We start from the raw sequence: 19,165 nt of genomic DNA on the forward strand, positions 1-19,165 counted from the left end.
CCAGGAGTCCGACATGGCCTTCAACCTGCGGCACCGGCACTTCCTCAAGGAGGTCGACTTCACCCCCCAGGAGTTCCGCTTCCTGCTCGACCTGTCGGCCCGGCTGAAGGCCGCCAAGTACGCGGGCACCGAGCAGCCGCGGCTGCGCGGCAAGAACGTCGCGCTGGTCTTCGAGAAGGGGTCCACCCGCACCCGCTGCGCCTTCGAGGTGGCCGCCGCCGACCAGGGCGCGCGCACCACCTACCTCGACCCCAGCGGCTCGCACCTGGGGGCCAAGGAGTCGGTGAAGGACACCGCCCGGGTGCTCGGGCGGATGTTCGACGGCATCCAGTACCGGGGCCACGGCCAGGAGATCGTCGAGGAACTGGCCGCGCACGCGGGCGTCCCGGTCTGGAACGGCCTGACCGACGAGTGGCACCCGACCCAGATGCTCGCGGACGTCCTCACCGTCCAGGAGCACAGCACCAAGCCGCTGGCCGAGGTGGCCCTCGCCTACCTCGGCGACGCCCGCAACAACATGGGCAACTCGCTGCTGGTCACCGGCGCGCTGCTGGGGATGGACATCCGCATCGTCGCCCCGAGGAAGCTGTGGCCCGCCGAGGAGGTCCAGGCGCAGGCCCGGGAGCTGGCCGCGCGCAGCGGCGCCAGGATCACCGTCACCGAGGACGTCGCGGCGGGCGTGGTCGGCGCGGACTTCCTCTACACCGACGTCTGGGTGTCCATGGGCGAGCCCAAGGAGGTGTGGGCCGAGCGGATCGAGCTGCTGACGCCGTATCAGGTCTCGATGGACACGGTCCGCGCGACCGGAAACCCGGCGGTGAAGTTCCTGCACTGCCTGCCGGCCTTCCATGACCTCGGCACCGAGGTGGCCCGGCAACTGCACGCGACCACCGGGCTGAGTGAGCTGGAGGTCACCGACGAGCTGTTCGAGTCCGCGCACTCGGTGGTCTTCGACCAGGCCGAGAACCGGCTGCACACCATCAAGGCGATCATGGTCGCCACGCTCGGCGACTGAGGTAGGGTCCCCCGGGAGAGTTGGTCTAGACCTAATCGGGGGCCGGTATGCCGGATCTGAGCGTGCGTCGGGTGGTACGGGTCGGGGCGCTGGGGCTGGGCGCGCTGTGCATGCTGGGCGCGGTCACCGGCTGCGGGGGAGGGGGCGGTGCTGCCGTGCACCCGACGGCGCCGGCGGCGATCACGGTCACCAGCGCCGACTTCCAGCAGGACGGCGTCATCCCGGTGCGGTTCACCTGCGCGGGCGACGGCACCGTCCCCGCCCTGGCCTGGTCCGGGGTGCCCGCGGACACGGGCTGGCTGGCCCTGGTCGTGGACGACCCCTCGGCCCCCGGCGGGACGTACCACCACTGGTACGTGGTCCAGATCCCGCCCGCGGTCAAGGGCGTCGCCGAGGGCGGCGCCCCGCAGGGCAGGACGGTCGTCGGTTGGAAGGCCCCGTGCCCGCCCACGCACACCACCGACACCTACGAGTTCACCGTCTACGCGCTGCCCAAGGGCTACGCCCCGACGAAGCTCGGCGCGGTGCCGGTCTACGACGTGGACGGGCTGGCGGCGCATGCCCTCGGCGAGGGCACGCTCAGCGCGACCGCCACCGGCAGCTGACGGCCGTTCAGGTCCCGCTGACGGCTCGGGTCGCTGACGGCCGTTCAGGTCCGCTGGTGGTCGCCGGTCGCGCCGTCGAGCAGCTCGCGGATGATGTCGAGCTGGCCGGCGTGCCGGGCGACCTCCTCCAGCATGTGCACCAGCACCCAGCGCATCGACACCGTCCGGCCGCTCCAGGAGGTACCGGTGGCCTCCAGGTCGATCTCCTGGATGGCCAGGTCGGCGGCGGCGCGGGAGCGGGCGTAGAAGGCCAGGACGTCGGCGGTGCTCTCGTCCGGCTCGATCCGCCAGTCGGCGTCCGGGTCGGTCTCGGCCGACTCGTCCAGCGCCTCGACCGCGGCCTCGGTGGGTCGGCCGAAGGTCTGGCAGAACCAGCCGTACTCGCACGCGGCAAGGTGCTTCAGCATGCCCAGTGCGGTGGTGCCGGAGGGGGTCATCGGCCGCCGCAGCTGCTCGTCGTCCAGCCCGTCCAGCTTCCACAGCACCACGTCGCGATGCCGGTCGAGAGCGACGTACAGGGTTTCCTTCTCATCCGCGGTGAGCGGCACGGTGCGCATCATGCCGGGAAGGTAGCAGGCGGGTCCGACTCCTCCCCGTGCGGCGGCGCCGTGTGGGACCGGATCCGGGTCGTGGCCCGGCCGCGCGCCCTGAGGGTGAGCGCGGAGGCCCCGGTGGCCAGGAACACCAGGTTGTAGCCGACCTGCACCATCACCACCAGCCGGGCGTCCTGCCCGGTGGGGTGGATGTCGCCGTAGCCGATCGTGGCCAGGGTGACCACGGTGAAGTAGAGCGCGTCGGTGTGCGTGCTCAGCCCGCTGAACTGTCCGCGCTGCCGGGAGAGCCCCAGGTACGCGGAGGCGAAGACCACCAGCGACAGGAAGATCAGCATGATGATGACCACCCCGGGACGGCCGCGGTCGGAGTCCAGCAGCACCAGCTGGATCTGCCGCACCAGCAGCCCGCCGAGCAGGGCCAGTGCGCAGAGCAGGCTCAGCCAGCTGAGCACCGGCCGCTCGGGGCCGAACGTCTCCACCGGCAGGGTGTAGTAGCCGGCCACCATCACCGCGAAGCCGCCGAGCACCGCCAGCCACAGCCACGGTCCGTGCAGCCGGTGCCCGGGGTTCCCGGGCCGGGCAGAATCCATGTGCCCAGCGTGACCCCGCTCCGCCGCCGCCGGCACCCGACGCGCCGACGACCACCAGGGGAAGGACCTGCGAGATTGACCATGCACAGTGACCAGGTGGACGTGACCGCCGACATCGTCGCGGCCTTGATCCGGGGGCAGTTCCCGCAGTGGAGCGGCAAGGCGGTCCGACCGCTGTCGACCGCCGGGACGGTCCATGCCGTCTTCCGGATCGGGGACGACCTCTCCGCGCGTTTCCCGCTGCGCCTGACCGATGCCGCGCAGGCGCTGGCGGTTCTGGAACGGGAGGCCCGAGCGAGCGCGGAGCTGGCGCAGGTGTCCCGGTTCCCGGTTCCGGAGCCCGTGGCCCTGGGAAGGCCCGGACCGGGTTACCCCATGCCCTGGTCGGTCCAGACCTGGCTGCCGGGCACGGTCGCCGCGGATGCCGACCCGAGCGGGTCGGACGCCTTCGCCGAGGACCTCGCGGCCTTCATCGCAGCCCTGCGAAACGCCGATACCCGGGGGCGGCGTTTCAGCGGCGGGAACCGCGGCGGCGTTCTCGCCGACCACGACGACTGGATGGCGAAGTGCTTCGCGGAGAGCAGGGGGCTGCTCGACGTGCCCCGGCTGCGCCGGCTCTGGCTCCGCCTCCGGGAGTTGCCGCGCACGGCCGCCGACGTGATGAGCCACGGTGACCTGATCCCCGGCAACGTACTGGTCAGCGGGGACCGGCTCAGCGGCGTACTTGACACCGGGGGCTTCGGCCCGGCCGACCCCGCGCTGGATCTGGTCGGCGCCTGGCACCTGTTGCGGCCGGGCCCGAGGGACGTCCTCCGGCGGGCCCTGGCCTGCGACGACCTGGAGTGGGAGCGCGGCAAGGCCTGGGCCTTCGAACAGGCGATGGGCCTGGTCTGGTACTACGTCGAGAGCAATCCGACGATGAGCGGAACGGGACGCCGGACACTCGACCGCATCCTGGAGTCGACGCGGTGACGGGCGCGTCCCCAGGGGGGTGGCGCGTCGCATGCCCCGGCACGATGCACTATGGTTATCTCGACATCAAGATATCCTCGGTAAGACACTCAGGGAGACAGTCGTGTCCGCCAACAGCTTCGACGCCCGCAGCTCGCTGCAGGTGGGCGACGAGTCGTACGAGATCTTCAAGCTGGACAAGGTCGAGGGCGCCGCGCGCCTTCCCTACAGCCTGAAGGTGCTCCTGGAGAACCTGCTCCGGACGGAGGACGGCGCGAACATCACCGCCGACCACATCCGCGCGCTCGGCGGCTGGGACGCCACCGCCCAGCCCAACCAGGAGATCCAGTTCACGCCCGCCCGGGTGATCATGCAGGACTTCACCGGCGTCCCCTGCGTCGTCGACCTGGCGACCATGCGCGAGGCCGTGAAGGAGCTGGGCGGCGACCCGGCCAAGATCAACCCGCTGGCCCCGGCCGAGCTGGTCATCGACCACTCGGTCATCGCCGACAAGTTCGGCACCAAGGACTCCTTCTCGCAGAACGTCGAGATCGAGTACGGCCGCAACAAGGAGCGCTACCAGTTCCTGCGCTGGGGCCAGACCGCGTTCGACGAGTTCAAGGTGGTCCCGCCGGGCACCGGCATCGTGCACCAGGTCAACATCGAGCACCTGGCCCGCACGGTCATGGTCCGGGGTGGCCAGGCCTACCCCGACACCTGCGTCGGCACCGACTCGCACACCACCATGGTCAACGGCCTGGGCGTGCTGGGCTGGGGCGTCGGCGGCATCGAGGCCGAGGCCGCGATGCTGGGCCAGCCGGTCTCCATGCTGATCCCGCGGGTGGTCGGCTTCAAGCTGAACGGCGCGCTGCCGGCCGGGGCCACCGCCACCGACCTGGTGCTGACCATCACCGAGATGCTGCGCAAGCACGGCGTGGTCGGCAAGTTCGTGGAGTTCTACGGCGAGGGCGTCAGCTCGATCCCGCTCGCCAACCGCGCCACCATCGGCAACATGTCGCCGGAGTTCGGCTCCACCTGCGCGATCTTCCCGATCGACGCGGAGACCATCTCCTACCTGAAGCTGACCGGCCGCAGCGAGCAGCAGCTCGCCCTGGTCGAGGCGTACGCCAAGGCCCAGGGCCTGTGGCACGACCCGTCGGTCGAGCCGGTCTACTCCGAGTACATCGAGCTGGACCTGGCCACCGTCGTCCCCTCCATCGCCGGGCCGAAGCGCCCGCAGGACCGGGTGGTGCTGGCCGAGGCCGCCGAGCGCTTCCGGCACGCGGTGCGCGACTACATCGCGGTGGACGACGAGTCCGGCAAGGAGTCCTTCCCGGCCTCCGACTCCCCGGCCGTCACCAACGGCTTCCACCAGCCGACCGTGGTCACCGCCGCCGACGGCTCGACCTACGAGATCGACAACGGCGCGGTGGTGATCGCCTCGATCACCTCCTGCACCAATACCTCCAACCCCTCGGTGATGCTGGGCGCGGCCCTGCTCGCCAAGAAGGCGGTGGAGCGCGGGCTGCACGCCAAGCCGTGGGTCAAGACCACGCTGGCCCCCGGGTCCAAGGTGGTCATGGACTACTACGAGAAGGCCGGCCTGGTCCCCTACATGGAGAAGCTGGGCTTCGACCTGGTCGGTTACGGCTGCGTCACCTGCATCGGCAACTCCGGCCCGCTGATCGAGGAGGTCTCGGCCGCGATCAACGAGCACGACCTGGCCGCGGTCTCGGTGCTCTCCGGCAACCGCAACTTCGAGGGCCGGATCAACCCCGACGTCAAGATGAACTACCTGGCCTCGCCGCCGCTGGTGGTCGCCTACGCCATCGCGGGCAACATGAACGTCGACATCACCCGGGACGCGCTGGGCACCGACGCCGAGGGCAAGCCGGTCTACCTGGCCGACATCTGGCCGACCGAGCAGGAGATCGCCGACGTCGTGGCCTCCTCGATCGACCAGGACATGTTCAGCAAGGACTACGCGGACGTCTTCGCGGGCGACCAGCGCTGGCAGTCGCTGCCGATCCCCACCGGCGACACCTTCGAGTGGGACGGCGAGTCCACCTACGTCCGGAAGCCCCCGTACTTCGAGGGCATGGCGCACGAGCCGAGCCCGGTCACCGACATCGCCGGCGCCCGGGTGCTGGCCAAGCTGGGCGACTCGGTCACCACCGACCACATCTCCCCGGCCGGCAACATCAAGCCGGGCACCCCGGCCGCGCAGTACCTCACCGAGCACGGCGTGGAGAAGCGCGACTTCAACTCGTACGGCTCGCGCCGCGGCAACCACGAGGTGATGATCCGCGGGACCTTCGCCAACATCCGGCTGCGCAACCAGATCGCGCCGGGCACCGAGGGCGGCTACACCCGCGACTTCACCCAGGCCGACGCGCCGGTGTCGTTCATCTACGACGCCGCGCAGAACTACCAGGCCGCGGGCACCCCGCTGGTGATCCTGGCGGGCAAGGAGTACGGCTCCGGCTCCTCCCGCGACTGGGCCGCCAAGGGCACCGCGCTGCTGGGCGTCAAGGCCGTCGTGGCCGAGTCGTACGAGCGGATCCACCGCTCGAACCTGATTGGCATGGGTGTCCTCCCGCTGCAGTTCCCGGAGGGCGCCACGGCCGACTCGCTGGGCCTGACCGGCGAGGAGACCTTCTCGGTCACCGGCGTCACCGCGCTGAACGACGGCGGCATCCCGGAGACCGTCAAGGTCAAGGCGGGCGACGTCGAGTTCGACGCCAAGGTGCGGATCGACACCCCCGGTGAGGCCGACTACTACCGCAACGGCGGCATCCTGCAGTACGTGCTGCGGTCGCTGATCGCCAAGTAGTCAAGCGGCTTGACGGAAAGTCAGACGGCTGTGCCCCCGCTCGCGACGAGCGGGGGCACAGCCGTTTCCCGTTCGCCTCTTGTGCTGAGTGCGTGATTGGCCTATACCTGTTCTTCACTTGGTCCAGACCAATTTTGCGCTGCTCACCCCCTGAGAGGGTCGCTCATGCGTTCGTCCGTTTCCGGCCGCAAGGCCACCGGGCTGATCTCCGTCCTCGCGCTCGCCACCGGCACGGTTCTCGCCGCCGGCCCGAGCGCCTCCGCCCACGGCTTCCCCGGCTTTCCCAGCCACTCAGCCAAGCACCTTGTCGGCCAGCGGGTCGGCTTCTTCACCCAGTGGTCGATCTACAGCGGCTTCTCCGCCAAGAAGGTCGACACCAGCGGCCAGGCCGCCAAGCTCACCACACTCAACTACGCGTTCGGCAACGTCGGCGCGGACGGCACCTGCTTCGAGGCCAACGAGGCCGGCCAGGGCGACGCCTGGGCCGACTACCAGCGCCCGGTCGGCGCGGACGAGGCCGTCAACGGCGTTGCCGACACCGCTGACCAGCCGCTGAAGGGCAACTTCAACCAGCTCCGCGAGCTCAAGGCGAAGTACCCGCAGCTGCACCCGATGATCACCCTGGGCGGCTGGTCCTGGTCCACCTACTTCTCCAGCGCGGCGGCCACCCCGGCCTCCCGGGCGAAGCTGGTCTCCTCCTGCATCGACCAGTTCATCAAGGGCGACCTGCCGGTGCTGGACGGCGTCAACGGCGGCCAGGGCGCGGCGGCCGGGATCTTCGACGGCATCGACATCGACTGGGAGTACCCGGGCGGCGGCGGCGCCGACGGCAACCAGGCCAGCCCGCAGGACGGCCACAACTTCACGCTGCTGCTCCAGGAGTTCCGCAAGCAGCTGGACGCGCTGGGCAAGCAGACCCACAAGCACTACCTGCTCACCGCCGACACCTCGGCCGGCCGGCCGAAGGTCGCCCAGCTCGAACTGTCCAAGGCCGCGAAGTCGGTGGACTGGTTCAACCTGATGGCCTACGACTTCCACGGCAGCTGGGAGCCGACCGGCCCGACCAACAACGCCGCGAACCTGCACGGCGACCCCAAGGACCCGGCCAAGGCCGCGGACCTGAACTACAACATCGACAGCGTCCTGGTCGACTACCTGAAGCACGGCGTCCCGGCGAAGAAGATCGTCCTCGGCACGCCGCTCTACGGCTACGGCTGGAGCGGGGTCGGCCCGAAGAACAACGGCCTCTACCAGCCCGCCACCGGCACCCTCGGCAGCATCCCGTACAACGTCCTGGTGAACACCCCCGGCACGGTCACCTTCAACCGGACCACCGGCGCCACCACCAAGTACGACGCGGCCAGCCAGTCCTTCTACAGCTACGACACCCCCCAGGTGCTCAGGGACAAGGGCGCCTACGTCCGCGACCTCGGCCTGGGCGGCGTGATGGCCTGGTCCCTGGACAACGACACCAGCACCGGCGACGAGGTCGCCGCCCTGGACAAGGGCCTGAACACCGGCTACTGACCCGGCATCACCCCTTCCCGACGCCCGCCGTGCCCCCCGCGGCGGGCGTCCGCCATGATGGCGGCATGATCCCGGAGTTGACCGAACTGCTGACCGGAAACCCCTACCCCGGGCGCGGCGTGCTCTGCTGCCGGACCGCGGACGGCGTCCTGAGCGGCGGCTACTTCCTCACCGGGCGCAGCGGCGCCTCCCGGGCCAGGGAACTGCGCCGGGGCCCCGCAGGGGAACTGACGGTGGCTCCGACCGCTCCGACCAGTCCGACCGCTCCAACCGCACCGACCGGTCACGACAGCCTGCGGCACTACACCGCGGTGCGGGAGAGCGCCGACTGCCTGGTGTTCGGCAACGGCGAGCAGGTCGGCGCCGTCGCCGCGCGGCTGGCGGCGGGCCTGCGGCCAGCCGAGGCACTGGACGGCCTGGACTACGAGCCGGACCCGCCGATCTTCACGCCCCGGCTCACCGCCGTGGTCGAGAACGGCGCGGTCGGGGACGGCGCGGTCTGGTTCGGCGCGGCCCGGCGCAGCGCCGCGGGACGTGCCGCGACCGACCGGATGACGCTTCGGGTCGAGGGCCTGCGGGCGGGGGAGGGGGTGCTGATGACCACGTACCGTTCGGACGGCGTCGAGGTGGCCACCGGGGAGCCCTACGCCGAGTTCCGCACTGCGGCGGCCGGCCCCGGCGAGCTGCTCGACCAGCTCTGGGACCGCCTGGACGCCCGGCTGCGGGTCGCGGCGGCGGTGTTCGAACCGGGACGGCTGCCCGAGGCGGAGATCCGTCAGGCGAGGTAGCCGCGGATCAGCAGCCTGCACTCGGCGATCAGGGCCGGGTCCCCCTCGGGGTCGTGCTGGAAGGCCAGCCGGAGGACGGCTCCGGCGCACTCCAGGGCGATCCGCAGGGCGATCCGGGGGTGCGGGCGCGGGGAGGCGGCGAGCAGGCCGGTGGCGACGCTCCAGAGCCGGTCGCCCTCGGCCGAGCGGCCGCCCAGCACGGCGTCCAGCGCCGCGGCGTCGGCGCGGCCCGGTGCGCCGACGCCGGTGCCGGCCCCGCGGTCCGGCTCCGCGGTCCGGCTCCGCGCCCGCGGCCATCGCGCCGCCGAAGTCGACCACACCGAAGCCCGGGGTGCTCCGGTGCATCGCGACGTACTCCTCGACCGCCAGGTCGACCAGCGCCCCGACGTCCTGCGGCGGCTCGGCCTCGACCCGGAGCGCTAGCCGGCCGGTGAAGTGGTCCAGGTTGCGCTGGGCCAGCGCCCGCAGCAGCCCGTCCATCCCGGGGAAGAACTGGTACAGGGTGCCGATCGGCACCCGCGCCCGCCGCGCCACCTCCTTGGTGGTGAGCCCGCTGTAGCCGACGTCGTCCAGGAGCTCCGCGCAGGAGTCGAGGATCCGCTCGAAGCGTTCGACGCTGCGGCGCTGGACCGGACGGCGGCGTACGGCGGTTTGCATGGGGCACACTCTGCCGGATTCCGGACGGCGTTGGCGAGCAGGTCCGCTGACCAGGGCTTTGACCGCCTGCGAAGCATCCGATTCGTCCGCGTTCGCGGCATAGGTTTCGCAACAATCTGTCTTCAGTCTTGACGGGAGAACACCCGGTTGGCTGAGCTTAGGCTTCACAAGTTGTAGTGAGCTCGGCCGCAATGACGCGGCGGAGTCCTGGTGGACGGTCGGGTCGCCAGGGCTCGGGAGGGTAGAACATGTCGGTGGACACGCCAGGATCGCAGTCCTCTCTGCACAGGGCCAATCTGGAGCGCGTGCTCAGAGCGGTCCGGATGGCAGGGTCACTCACCCAGGCGGAGATCGCCAGGACCACCGGCCTCTCCGCCGCGACGGTGTCCAATATCGTCCGCGAGCTCAAAGAGGTCGGCACGGTCGTGGTGACGCCGACCTCCTCCGGGGGACGGCGGGCCCGCAGCGTCTCGCTCAGCGCCGACGCCGGGATCGTGGTGGGCGTGGACTTCGGCCACTCCCACCTCCGGGTCGCGGTGGGCAACCTGGCCCACCGGGTGCTGGCCGAGGAGAGCGAGCCGATCGACACCGACGCCTCGGCGGACCAGGGCTTCGGCCGGGCCGAGACGCTGGTGGCCCGGCTGCTGGAGCAGACCGGCTTCCGCACCGACAAGGTGATCGGGGTCGGCCTCGGCGTCCCCGGCCCGATCGACGGCGAGACCGGCGCGCTGGGCTCCACCGCGATCCTCCCCGGCTGGACCGGGATCGCCCCCGGGCGCGAGCTCTCCAGCCGCCTCGGCATGCCCGTCTACGTCGACAACGACGCCAACCTCGGCGCGCTCGGCGAACTGGTCTGGGGGGCCGGCCGCGGCCTGTCCGACCTGGCCTACATCAAGGTCGCCAGCGGCGTCGGCGCGGGCCTGGTGATCTCGGGGCAGATCTACCGCGGCCCCGGCGGCACGGCCGGCGAGATCGGCCACATCACCCTGGACGAGTCGGGCCCGGTCTGCCGCTGCGGCAACCGCGGCTGCCTGGAGACCTTCGTCGGCTCCCGCCATGTCCTGAACCTGCTGGCCAGCAGCCACGGGTCGGACCTGACGCTGTCCCGGGTGGTCCAGTTGGCCCAGCGCGGCGACCTCGGCTGCCGCCGGGTGCTGGCCGACGTCGGGCGGCAGATCGGCACCGGTGTGGCGAACCTCTGCAACCTGCTGAACCCGCGCCGGGTGATCCTCGGCGGAGACCTCGCCGAGGCCGGTGACCTGGTGCTCGACCCGATCCGGGAGTCGGTGGCGCGGTACGCCATCCCCAGCGCCGCACGCCAGCTCTCGGTGGTCCCGGGCACCCTGGGCGGCCGGGCCGAGGTCCTTGGAGCCTTGGCGCTGGTGATGTCCGAGATGGGTGACTCTGGGGCATTGCCGGCGACCGAGGGTAGGGATTCCCAGCGTTCGGTTGCGGTCGTGCCTTCAGGAAGATAACGAAAAGGTTCGGATTCGGGGTGTTGAGGATTTACTTATTGACGTCAGCCTCACCAGCGATGTTGACTCCGTGACACCTCGGTCGCAAAGTGGCGACCGCGTCAGGGAGGCACCCCACAGATGAACACTTCTCTTCGCCGTACCGTGGTCGCGACCGCTGCGATCTCGATGGCCCTCGGTATGGCTGCGTGTGGCAAGGCCGGTAGCAGCAGCTCCTCGTCGGCGTCGTCCTCTTCGACCGCTTCCGCCGCCTCGGGCGGCAGCCAGATCATCGGTCTGCTGCTGCCGGAGACGAAGACCACCCGGTACGAGACCTTCGACAAGCCGCTGATCGAGGCCAAGATCAAGGAGCTGGCCCCGAACGCGCAGGTCAAGTACTACAACGCCAACGCGTCCGCCGCGACCCAGGCCCAGCAGGTCACCACCGCGATCAACCAGGGCGCCAAGGTCCTGATCGTGGACGCGGTCGACTCGACCCAGATCCAGTCCTCGATCCAGCAGGCGACCGCCAAGGGCATCAAGGTCCTGGCGTACGACCGTCTGGCCTCCGGCCCGGTCTCCGCCTACGTGTCCTTCGACAACGAGACCGTCGGCAAGCTCCAGGGCCAGGGCCTGCTGGACGCCCTCGGCGCCAAGGCCGTCCCGACCGCCAAGATCATCGAGATCGACGGCGACTCGGCCGACCCGAACGCCGCCGACTTCAAGAAGGGCTTCCAGGAGACCGTCAAGGGCAAGCTCACCATCGCCTACGACGAGTCCGGCAAGTGGGACCCGACCGTCGCCGCGCAGCAGGCCACCGCCGGTATCGCCAAGGTCGGCGCGAAGAACATCGCCGGTTTCTACTCGGCCAACGACGGCATGGCCGCCGGTATCGTCGCCTCGATGAAGACCGCGGGCCTGTCCAAGCTGCCGATCGGCGGCCAGGACGCCCAGCTCGACGCCATCCAGCGGATCATCGCCGGCACCCAGGCGTACACCATCTACAAGGCGTACGCCCCGGAGGCCGACGCGGCCGCCACCCTCGCCGTGGACCTGCTGAACGGCACCGACGTCTCCAGCGTCGCGACCGCCACCAAGACCAACGGCTCGGGCAACAGCGTCCCCTCCGACCTGCTGACCCCGGTCCTGATCACCAAGGCCAACATCGAGTCCACGATCGTCGCCGACAAGTTCTACACCGTCGACCAGATCTGCACCTCGGAGTTCGCCGCCGCCTGCACCGCGGCCGGCATCAAGTAGTACCCCCGGTGGCCCGGTGTCGGTGACGCCGGGCCACCGCTACGCCCCGCGCGGGTGTCCGCTCCGGAACAGCCGGGGGGATTCCCGCGCGGGGCTCGGCGCGGGACCATGTCAGCTGATTCAGCGTCAGGTCCTGCCCAGGTCCGCACGAGTCTGCGCCCGGGACGGCGCGGCAACCCACCCGAGGCACCGGGTGGTTAAGGAGTTGGTTCACGTGACAAGCGCACCCGTACTGGCGTTGCGCGGGGTCTCCAAGCGGTTCGGCGCCGTCCAGGCACTGACGGACGTCGAGCTCGAGGTCCATCCCGGAGAGGTCGTCGCACTGGTCGGCGACAACGGCGCGGGAAAGTCGACCCTGGTCAAGACGATCGCGGGGGTCCACCCCATCGATGACGGCGTCATCGAGTGGGAGGGCCGCACGGTCAGCATCAACCGGCCGCAGGACGCGCAGCACCTCGGCGTCGCGACCGTCTACCAGGACCTGGCGCTCTGCGACAACCTGGACGTCGTCAACAACCTCTACCTGGGTCGCGAGCTGCACCACCGCGGGGTCCTGGACGAGGTCGGCATGGAGAAGAAGGCGCGGGAGCTGCTCAGCACCCTCTCCATCCGCATCCCCAGCGTCCGCATCCCGGTCGCCAGCCTCTCCGGAGGCCAGCGCCAGGTCGTGGCCATCGCCCGCTCGCTGATCGGCGACCCCAAGGTCGTCATCCTCGACGAGCCCACCGCCGCCCTCGGCGTGGAGCAGACCGCCCAGGTCCTCGACCTGGTCGAGCGGCTCCGTGAGCGCAACCTCGGCGTCATTCTGATCAGCCACAACATGGCCGACGTGCGCGCCGTCGCGGACACCGTCGCCGTGCTGCGGCTCGGCCGGAACAACGGCACCTTCACCGTTGCGCAGAGCACCCAGGAAACCATCATTGCCGCGATCACCGGCGCCACCGACAACGCGGTGACCCGACGCCAGGCACGTACGGCGGAGGCCTCCCAGTGAGCAAGCACAGCATCGACACGAGCAAGGGCATCGACACCGCCCCTCCCGCCGTGGACCCCGCCATCGACCCGCGCCTGCTGGTCCGTGAAGAGGGCTTCAAGGGCTACCTCACCGAGTTCAAGCGCAAGGTGCGCGGCGGCGAGCTCGGCTCGCTGCCGGTCGTCATCGGCCTGATCATCATCTGGGTCGTCTTCAGCATCAACGACGGCACCTACCTCCAGGCCTCGACCGCCACCTACATCGCGTACTACGCGGTGGGCATCGGCCTGCTGGGCATCGGCCTGGTCTTCGTGCTGCTGCTCGGGGAGATCGACCTGTCGGTCGGCTCGGTCAGCGGACTGGCGGCCGCGATCTTCGCGGTGCTGTCGGTACAGCACGGGTTGAACCCCTGGCTCGCGGTCCTGCTGACCCTGATCTCCGGCGCCGTGATCGGCGCGCTGCAGGGCACCGTCTTCGCCAAGCTCGGCGTCCCGGCCTTCGTGGTCACCCTGGCCGGCTTCCTGGCCTGGCAGGGCGTGATGCTGTGGCTGCTCGGCAGCACCGGCACCATCAACCTGCCGGACACCGGCCTGAACCACTACCTGCAGGGCGGCGCGTTCTTCCTGAACGGCGACCTGGCCGGCGGCTACATCCTGGCCGGGCTCGGCGTGGCCTCGATGCTGGTCGGCAACCTGATCGAGCAGGGCCGCCGCCGCAAGGCCGGGGTCCCGTTCCGTCCCACCAGTGAGATCGCGCTGCGCGTGGTGCTGCTGGCGATCGGCGCCTTCGGCGTCGCCTACATCCTGAACCAGGACAAGGGCGTCCCGGACGCCACGGTGATCTTCCTGGCCCTGCTGATCATCTGTGACTTCGTGCTCCGCCGCACCGGCTTCGGCCGCAAGATCTTCGCGGTCGGCGGCAACATCGAGGCCAGCCGCCGAGCCGGTATCAACGTCGCGGCGATCCGGATCTCGGTCTTCGCCATCGCCGGCGCCTTCGCCGCGCTCGCCGGTCTGGCGCTCGCCGGTACCACCAACGCGGCCGGCCAGAGCGGCGCCGACCCGAACAACCTGATGATGGCCATCGCGGCCGCGGTCATCGGCGGCACCAGCCTCTTCGGCGGCCGGGGCCGGGTCTGGTCCGCACTGCTCGGTGTGCTGGTGATCGAGTCCATCAACTACGGCCTGTTCCTGCTGGGTCTGACCCAGGACGCGAACTACATGATCACCGGCGCGGTGCTGCTTGCTGCCGTGATCGTCGACTCGCTGTCCCGCCGCACCCAGAAGGCCGCCGGTCGCGCCTGACAGCGGCGCGCCACACGCACAGCACGTGCACCGGTACCCCCGGCCGTGACCGGACGGGGCGGACTTCCGAGGGGGAGGTCCGCCCCGGCCGGGGCCGGTGGAAACCGACTGCCCGGCACCGTACCGCTACGGTGCCGGGCAGTCGCACGTCCGCGCCCACTAGACTCAGCTCTCCCGGCTCGAGACGGAGTCGAACGACGAAGGAGGAACGGGTGGCCCTGCTGACCCGCATTCGGGGACCCCGCGACCTGGACCCGCTCACCCCAGGCCAGCTCACCGTGCTGGCCGAGGAGATCAGGGGCTTCCTGGTCGAGGAGGTGTCCAAGACGGGCGGCCACCTCGGCCCCAACCTCGGCGTGGTCGAGCTGACCCTCGCGCTGCACCGGATGTTCGACTCGCCCAAGGACCGGATCCTCTTCGACACCGGCCACCAGAGCTATGTGCACAAGCTGCTCACCGGTCGTCAGGACTTCTCCCGGCTGCGGGTCAAGGGCGGTCTGTCCGGGTACCCGTCCCGGGCCGAGTCGGCGCACGACGTGATCGAGAACTCGCATGCCTCGACCGTGCTGGGCTACGCCGACGGGCTGGCCAAGGCCAACCAGCTGCACGGGCACGGCGACCGGCACGTGGTCGCGGTGATCGGCGACGGCGCGCTGACCGGCGGCATGGCCTGGGAGGCGCTGAACAACATCGCCGAGGCCCAGGACCGCCCGCTGATCATCGTGGTCAACGACAACGAGCGCTCCTACTCGCCCACCATCGGCGGCATGGCCAACCACCTCGCCACCCTGCGCACCACCCAGGGCTACGAGCGCTTCCTGTCCTGGGGCAAGGCCTCGCTGCAGCGCACGCCGGTGGTCGGCCAGCAGATCTTCGAGACCCTGCACGGCGCCAAGAAGGGCCTCAAGGACTTCATCGCCCCGCAGGGCATGTTCGAGGACCTGGGCCTGAAGTACATCGGCCCGATCGACGGCCACGACACCCAGGCGCTGGAGTCCGCGCTGAAGCGCGCCAAGGGCTTCGGCGGCCCGGTCATCGTGCACTGCCTGACCCAGAAGGGCCGCGGCTACCGCGCCGCCGAGCAGAACGAGGAGGACCGCTTCCACGCCGTGGGGGTGATCCACCCCGACACCGGCCTGCCGGTGAAGTCCGCGGGCCAGGACTGGACCTCGGTCTTCGGCCAGGAGATGGTCGCCCTCGGCCGCGAGCGGCGTGACCTGGTCGCGATCACCGCCGCGATGCTGCACCCGGTCGGCCTGGCCCCGTTCGCCAAGGAGTTCCCGGAGCGGATCTTCGACGTCGGCATCGCCGAGCAGCACGCCGCGGTCAGCGCGGCCGGTCTGGCCACCGGCGGGCTGCACCCGGTGGTCGCGGTCTACGCGACCTTCCTGAACCGGGCCTTCGACCAGGTCCTCATGGACGTCGCCCTGCACAAGTGCGGGGTCACCTTCGTACTCGACCGGGCCGGGGTCACCGGCACCGACGGCGCCAGCCACAACGGCATGTGGGACATGTCCATCCTCCAGGTCGTCCCCGGACTGCGACTGGCCGCCCCGCGCGACGCCGACCAGCTCCGGGCCCAGCTGCGCGAGGCCGTCGCGGTCGAGGACGCCCCCACCGTGGTCCGCTACTCCAAGGGCACGGTCGGCCCGGCCATCCCCGCGGTGGGCCGGATCGGCGGCATGGACGTGCTCCGCGACAGCGGCGAGCCGGTCGGCCGTGTGCGCGCGGACGTGCTGCTGGTGGCCGTCGGCGCGATGGCCGCCACCTGCCTTGAGGTCGCCGAGCTGCTCGCCGCCCGCGGCATCAGCAGCACCGTGGTCGACCCGCGCTGGGTCAAGCCGGTCGACCCGGCCCTGCCCGGCCTGGCCGCCGAGCACCGGCTGGTGGTCACGGTCGAGGACAACGGCCGGGTCGGCGGCGTCGGCGCGACGATCGCCCAGGCGCTGCGCGACGCGGGCGTGGACGTCCCGCTGCGCGACTTCGGCATCCCGCAGGAGTTCCTGGACCACGCCTCCCGGAACGAGATCCTGGAGCAGATCGGGCTGACCGCGCCCGCCGTCGCCGAGCGGGTCGCCGCGTTCGTCGCCAAGCAGGACTCCAACGAGCCCGCGGTCTGACCTGCGCGGAGTCGCCCGCTTCGGCACCCGCCGGGATGGGACGGCGGTCACGGGGTAGCGTGATCCCTGTGTCCAATGAGCCGTCCGACCGCAGACGAGGGCCGCTGACCCGCTCGGGCGGCGGCTCCGCCGTCGCGCTGCCGCTCGCCCCGACCTCCCTGGGCGAGCTGGCGGCGCGGGCCCGCGAGGCGCTGCGCACCGGCTACTGGGCCCGCCTGGTGCCGCTGCTGGGCGCGCTGGCGGTGGTCACCCGGCTGCCGTCCTTCGCCCGCCCGTTCTGGAGCCCGGACGAGGGCTTCCTGGCCTCCCAGGCCCGGATGCTGGCCGGCGGCGGGGTGCTCTACGACACCGTCGTGGACCGCAAGCCGCCGCTGCTGCCCTGGCTCTACGAGAGCGCCTTCTGGCTGTTCGGCTCCTCCTCGCTGTGGCCGCTGCGGGTGCTCGCCATCGGTGCGCACCTGGGCACCGCGGTGCTGCTCGCGGCCATCGCCAGGCAGCGCTGGGGCAACCGGGCCGGCGGCGCGGCCGGGGTGCTCTACCTGCTGGTCTCGATCGGGCTCTCGCCCGAGGACAGCCAGGCGGCGACCTTCGAGGTGTTCATGCTGCCGGCCACGGCCGCCGCCTTCTGGTACGCCCAGAACCGCCGCTGGGCCCAGGCCGGGGCGGCCACCGCGGTCGCCGCGCTGACCAAGCAGACCGGCGGCGCGGTGCTGTTCGCGGTGCTCTGGATGGTCCGCAGGGAGTCCCGCAGGTACGGCGGGGAACGGCCGCGCACCTCGCTGCCCGCGCTGGCCTTCGGCTTCGGGCTGCCGGTGCTGGTGATCGCGCTGTCCACCGGCGTGCGCAACTTCGTCTTCTGGGTGATCACCGGCAGCAGCGACTACGCCTCGCTCGACGGCGCCTGGCTGACCATGCTGGAACGGGCCTTCGGCAACGCCGCGATCCTGGCGTCCGCCGCGCTCGGTCTGCTGGTGCCGCTGGCCCGGCGCTGGCGCCGGGTCCGCGAGGACGCCGACCTCTGGGTCTGGCTCGGGGCCTCCGGCATGGGCGTGATCACCGGCTTCCACTTCTTCGGCCACTACTACCTGCAGCTGGTCCCGCCGCTGGTGCTGCTGGGGGTCGGCGCGGTGGCCCGGGGCGCGGCGAACTGGCGTCCGGTGCTGCTCTACACCGCACTGGCCGGGACCGTCTTCGTCGGGCTCGGCTTCGCCTGGCCGCACCAGCCGCTGCAGCACTCGGTCTCGGTGGCCACCGACGTCGCCGAGGAGACCGCCCCGAAGGAGACGGTGCTGGTCTGGGGGATGAACCCGGAGGTCTACTGGCTGTCAGGGCGGACCCCGGCGACCCGCTACCTCACCGCAGGGCTGCTGACCAACTTCGCCGGCGGGCGCGAGCCGAACAGCGTGGGGGTGAAGCAGGCGGTCCCCGGCTCCTGGAAGGTCTTCGACTCGGAGATGGACCGCCGGCTGCCGGTGCTGATCGTCGACGAGTCCGGCAACGCCCCGTACGCCCCCCGCTACATCCAGCCGCTGCGCGCGCTGCTCGCGGCGCACTACACCAGGATCGGGAGCGACGGCACCGCCGTCTTCTACCGGCTCAGGACCGACCGCCCGGCCCCTCGGTAAGAGGCCCCGGTCGTACGCTCCTTGCCGCTTCATGGCATTCTGTCGGCTGCACCGCTGCAGGATTCCTGAGGAGATCACGAGTGAAGCGCTCCGTCGGCAAGAAGAACCAGAACGCGGCACCCGGGCCGGACGCCGCTGATGGCGGCATGCGGAAGCGCGGCGGTTCCACCCGGCGCTGGCTCAGCGCGGCGGTGATGGTGGCCGTGGTCTTCGTGCTGGCCGGGCTGGTCGGCGAGGTGGTCAGGAACCACAAGACGACGCAGCTCACCCCGCCGAGCGCGGCCGGCGGCCCGAGCAGCTACGCGGTGCCGGTCAGCGGCAAGCCCCCGGTCACGCTGACCGTGTACGAGGACATGCGCGACCCGGCCAGCGCCGCCTTCGCGCAGACCTACGCGGCGGCCCTGGCCCAGCTGACCGCCGCGGGCGCGGTCAACATCTACTACCGCGAGGTGGCCGGCGTGGACGCGGCCAAGGGCGGCACCGGCTCGCTGAACGCGGGCAACGCGCTGGGCTGCGCCCAGGACGCCGGGCACTTCACCGCCTACCGCAAGGTGCTGCTCGCGCACCAGCCGGACGAGCAGACCGACACCTTCGCCGACAAGGCGGCGCTGACCAAGCTGGCCAAGAAGGTCAAGGGGCTGGACACGGACGTGTTCCGCAGCTGCGTGGACAGCGGCGCGCACAACGTCTGGGTCAAGGACTCCAGCAAGGACTTCGACGCCGCGAAGCTGGGCGCGGTGCCGGTGCTGACCATGAAGATGGTCTACCAGGACGACACGTCCGCGACGACCCTGGTCGGCGGGACCACCCGGACCACGCCGGAGCAGCTGGTCACCGAGGTGCTCGCGGCTGCCAAGAACGCCCCCACCGCCTCCCCGTCGTCCTCCCCGTCGGGCAACTGATCCACCG

16 protein-coding genes and 1 pseudogene are annotated in these 19,165 nt (G+C 71.0%); 13 read left to right on the forward strand and 4 right to left on the reverse strand.

The features are described 5' to 3' along the window. The first annotated feature begins 13 nt into the window (after positions 1-13). Both argF and ACEZDE_RS29940 read left to right on the forward strand, forming a co-directional pair. Positions 14-1,015, forward strand: coding sequence for an ornithine carbamoyltransferase (argF, locus tag ACEZDE_RS29935; protein ID WP_380542851.1), 1,002 nt, complete (start codon positions 14-16; stop codon positions 1,013-1,015). A 47-nt stretch (positions 1,016-1,062) separates the two neighbouring features. Next, positions 1,063-1,620, forward strand: coding sequence for a YbhB/YbcL family Raf kinase inhibitor-like protein (locus tag ACEZDE_RS29940; RefSeq protein ID WP_380542854.1), 558 nt, complete (start codon positions 1,063-1,065; stop codon positions 1,618-1,620). Positions 1,621-1,664: 44 nt separating this feature from the next. Here ACEZDE_RS29940 and ACEZDE_RS29945 read toward each other — a convergent pair whose 3' ends face one another. Next, entirely contained in the window at positions 1,665-2,177 is a 513-nt protein-coding gene (locus ACEZDE_RS29945; RefSeq protein WP_380542990.1) for a DinB family protein, read from the reverse strand. Further along, positions 2,177-2,764, reverse strand: coding sequence for a potassium channel family protein (locus ACEZDE_RS29950; protein WP_380542857.1), 588 nt, complete (start codon positions 2,762-2,764; stop codon positions 2,177-2,179). Before ACEZDE_RS29950 ends, ACEZDE_RS29945 begins: the two co-directional genes overlap by 1 nt. 81 nt (positions 2,765-2,845) lie before the next feature. On the opposite strand from ACEZDE_RS29950, the gene ACEZDE_RS29955 reads away from it, so the two are divergent. The 4 genes from ACEZDE_RS29955 (at position 2,846) to ACEZDE_RS29970 (ending at position 8,863) form a co-directional block, all read left to right on the forward strand. Next, positions 2,846-3,736, forward strand: coding sequence for an aminoglycoside phosphotransferase family protein (locus ACEZDE_RS29955; protein ID WP_380542860.1), 891 nt, complete (start codon positions 2,846-2,848; stop codon positions 3,734-3,736). Positions 3,737-3,839: 103 nt separating this feature from the next. Continuing rightward, entirely contained in the window at positions 3,840-6,548 is a 2,709-nt protein-coding gene (gene acnA / locus ACEZDE_RS29960; RefSeq protein WP_380542863.1) for an aconitate hydratase AcnA, read from the forward strand. Between the two features lie 165 nt (positions 6,549-6,713). Next, the gene (locus tag ACEZDE_RS29965; RefSeq protein ID WP_380542866.1) at positions 6,714-8,075 is read left to right on the forward strand and encodes a glycoside hydrolase family 18 protein; all 1,362 of its coding nucleotides are present in this window, start codon (positions 6,714-6,716) and stop codon (positions 8,073-8,075) included. Positions 8,076-8,140: 65 nt separating this feature from the next. Further along, the gene (locus ACEZDE_RS29970) at positions 8,141-8,863 is read left to right on the forward strand and encodes an IMP cyclohydrolase (RefSeq protein ID WP_380542869.1); all 723 of its coding nucleotides are present in this window, start codon (positions 8,141-8,143) and stop codon (positions 8,861-8,863) included. Here the strand turns inward: ACEZDE_RS29970 and ACEZDE_RS29975 are convergent. Together ACEZDE_RS29975 and ACEZDE_RS29980 are read right to left on the reverse strand one after the other, a co-directional pair. After that, positions 8,851-9,183 carry a hypothetical protein gene (locus ACEZDE_RS29975; protein ID WP_380542872.1) on the reverse strand — a complete coding sequence of 111 codons (333 nt, stop codon included), beginning with the start codon at positions 9,181-9,183 and terminating at the stop codon, positions 8,851-8,853. The two genes, ACEZDE_RS29970 and ACEZDE_RS29975, sit on opposite strands and share 13 nt — an antisense overlap. A gap of 196 nt (positions 9,184-9,379) precedes the next feature. Further along, positions 9,380-9,520 (reverse strand): annotated as a pseudogene (locus tag ACEZDE_RS29980) (TetR/AcrR family transcriptional regulator); the annotation flags it as partial. Positions 9,521-9,774: 254 nt separating this feature from the next. Between ACEZDE_RS29980 and ACEZDE_RS29985 the strand changes: the two are divergent. The 7 genes from ACEZDE_RS29985 (at position 9,775) to ACEZDE_RS30015 (ending at position 19,158) form a co-directional block, all read left to right on the forward strand. Further along, positions 9,775-10,995, forward strand: coding sequence for an ROK family transcriptional regulator (locus ACEZDE_RS29985; protein ID WP_380542875.1), 1,221 nt, complete (start codon positions 9,775-9,777; stop codon positions 10,993-10,995). Positions 10,996-11,115: 120 nt separating this feature from the next. Beyond that, a complete protein-coding gene (locus ACEZDE_RS29990; RefSeq protein ID WP_380542878.1) occupies positions 11,116-12,234 on the forward strand; it encodes a substrate-binding domain-containing protein in 1,119 nt (372 codons plus the stop codon). Between the two features lie 205 nt (positions 12,235-12,439). Further along, positions 12,440-13,228, forward strand: coding sequence for an ATP-binding cassette domain-containing protein (locus tag ACEZDE_RS29995; RefSeq protein ID WP_380542881.1), 789 nt, complete (start codon positions 12,440-12,442; stop codon positions 13,226-13,228). Next, positions 13,225-14,511 carry a sugar ABC transporter permease gene (locus ACEZDE_RS30000; protein WP_380542884.1) on the forward strand — a complete coding sequence of 429 codons (1,287 nt, stop codon included), beginning with the start codon at positions 13,225-13,227 and terminating at the stop codon, positions 14,509-14,511. The genes ACEZDE_RS29995 and ACEZDE_RS30000 overlap by 4 nt, the downstream gene beginning before the upstream one ends. A 212-nt stretch (positions 14,512-14,723) precedes the next feature. Continuing rightward, complete coding sequence (gene dxs / locus ACEZDE_RS30005; protein ID WP_380542887.1) at positions 14,724-16,631, forward strand: 1-deoxy-D-xylulose-5-phosphate synthase; 1,908 nt, start codon at positions 14,724-14,726, stop codon at positions 16,629-16,631. A 68-nt stretch (positions 16,632-16,699) separates the two neighbouring features. Next, positions 16,700-18,256 (forward strand): ArnT family glycosyltransferase, encoded by a 1,557-nt coding sequence (locus ACEZDE_RS30010; RefSeq protein ID WP_380542890.1) that lies wholly within the window; start codon positions 16,700-16,702, stop codon positions 18,254-18,256. 80 nt (positions 18,257-18,336) lie between these two features. Further along, positions 18,337-19,158: a DsbA family protein gene (locus ACEZDE_RS30015; RefSeq protein WP_380542893.1), complete on the forward strand. Its 822-nt coding sequence runs from the start codon at positions 18,337-18,339 to the stop codon at positions 19,156-19,158. Positions 19,159-19,165: the final 7 nt, after the last annotated feature.

Origin of the sequence: Streptacidiphilus cavernicola (assembly GCF_042510955.1) — a bacterium.
In the GTDB taxonomy this organism is placed as follows: Bacteria; Actinomycetota; Actinomycetes; order Streptomycetales; family Streptomycetaceae; genus Streptacidiphilus; species Streptacidiphilus cavernicola.

Excerpts from the sequence above, each read along its gene's own strand:
- argF (WP_380542851.1), top strand. The coding sequence starts at position 14 with ATGGCCTTCAACCTGCGGCACCGGCACTTCCTCAAGGAGGTCGACTTC.
- ACEZDE_RS29940 (WP_380542854.1), top strand. The coding sequence starts at position 1,063 with ATGCCGGATCTGAGCGTGCGTCGGGTGGTACGGGTCGGGGCGCTGGGG.
- ACEZDE_RS29945 (WP_380542990.1), bottom strand. The coding sequence starts at position 2,177 with ATGCGCACCGTGCCGCTCACCGCGGATGAGAAGGAAACCCTGTACGTC.
- ACEZDE_RS29950 (WP_380542857.1), bottom strand. The coding sequence starts at position 2,764 with ATGGATTCTGCCCGGCCCGGGAACCCCGGGCACCGGCTGCACGGACCG.
- ACEZDE_RS29955 (WP_380542860.1), top strand. The coding sequence starts at position 2,846 with ATGCACAGTGACCAGGTGGACGTGACCGCCGACATCGTCGCGGCCTTG.
- ACEZDE_RS29965 (WP_380542866.1), top strand. The coding sequence starts at position 6,714 with ATGCGTTCGTCCGTTTCCGGCCGCAAGGCCACCGGGCTGATCTCCGTC.
- ACEZDE_RS29970 (WP_380542869.1), top strand. The coding sequence starts at position 8,141 with ATGATCCCGGAGTTGACCGAACTGCTGACCGGAAACCCCTACCCCGGG.
- ACEZDE_RS29990 (WP_380542878.1), top strand. The coding sequence starts at position 11,116 with ATGAACACTTCTCTTCGCCGTACCGTGGTCGCGACCGCTGCGATCTCG.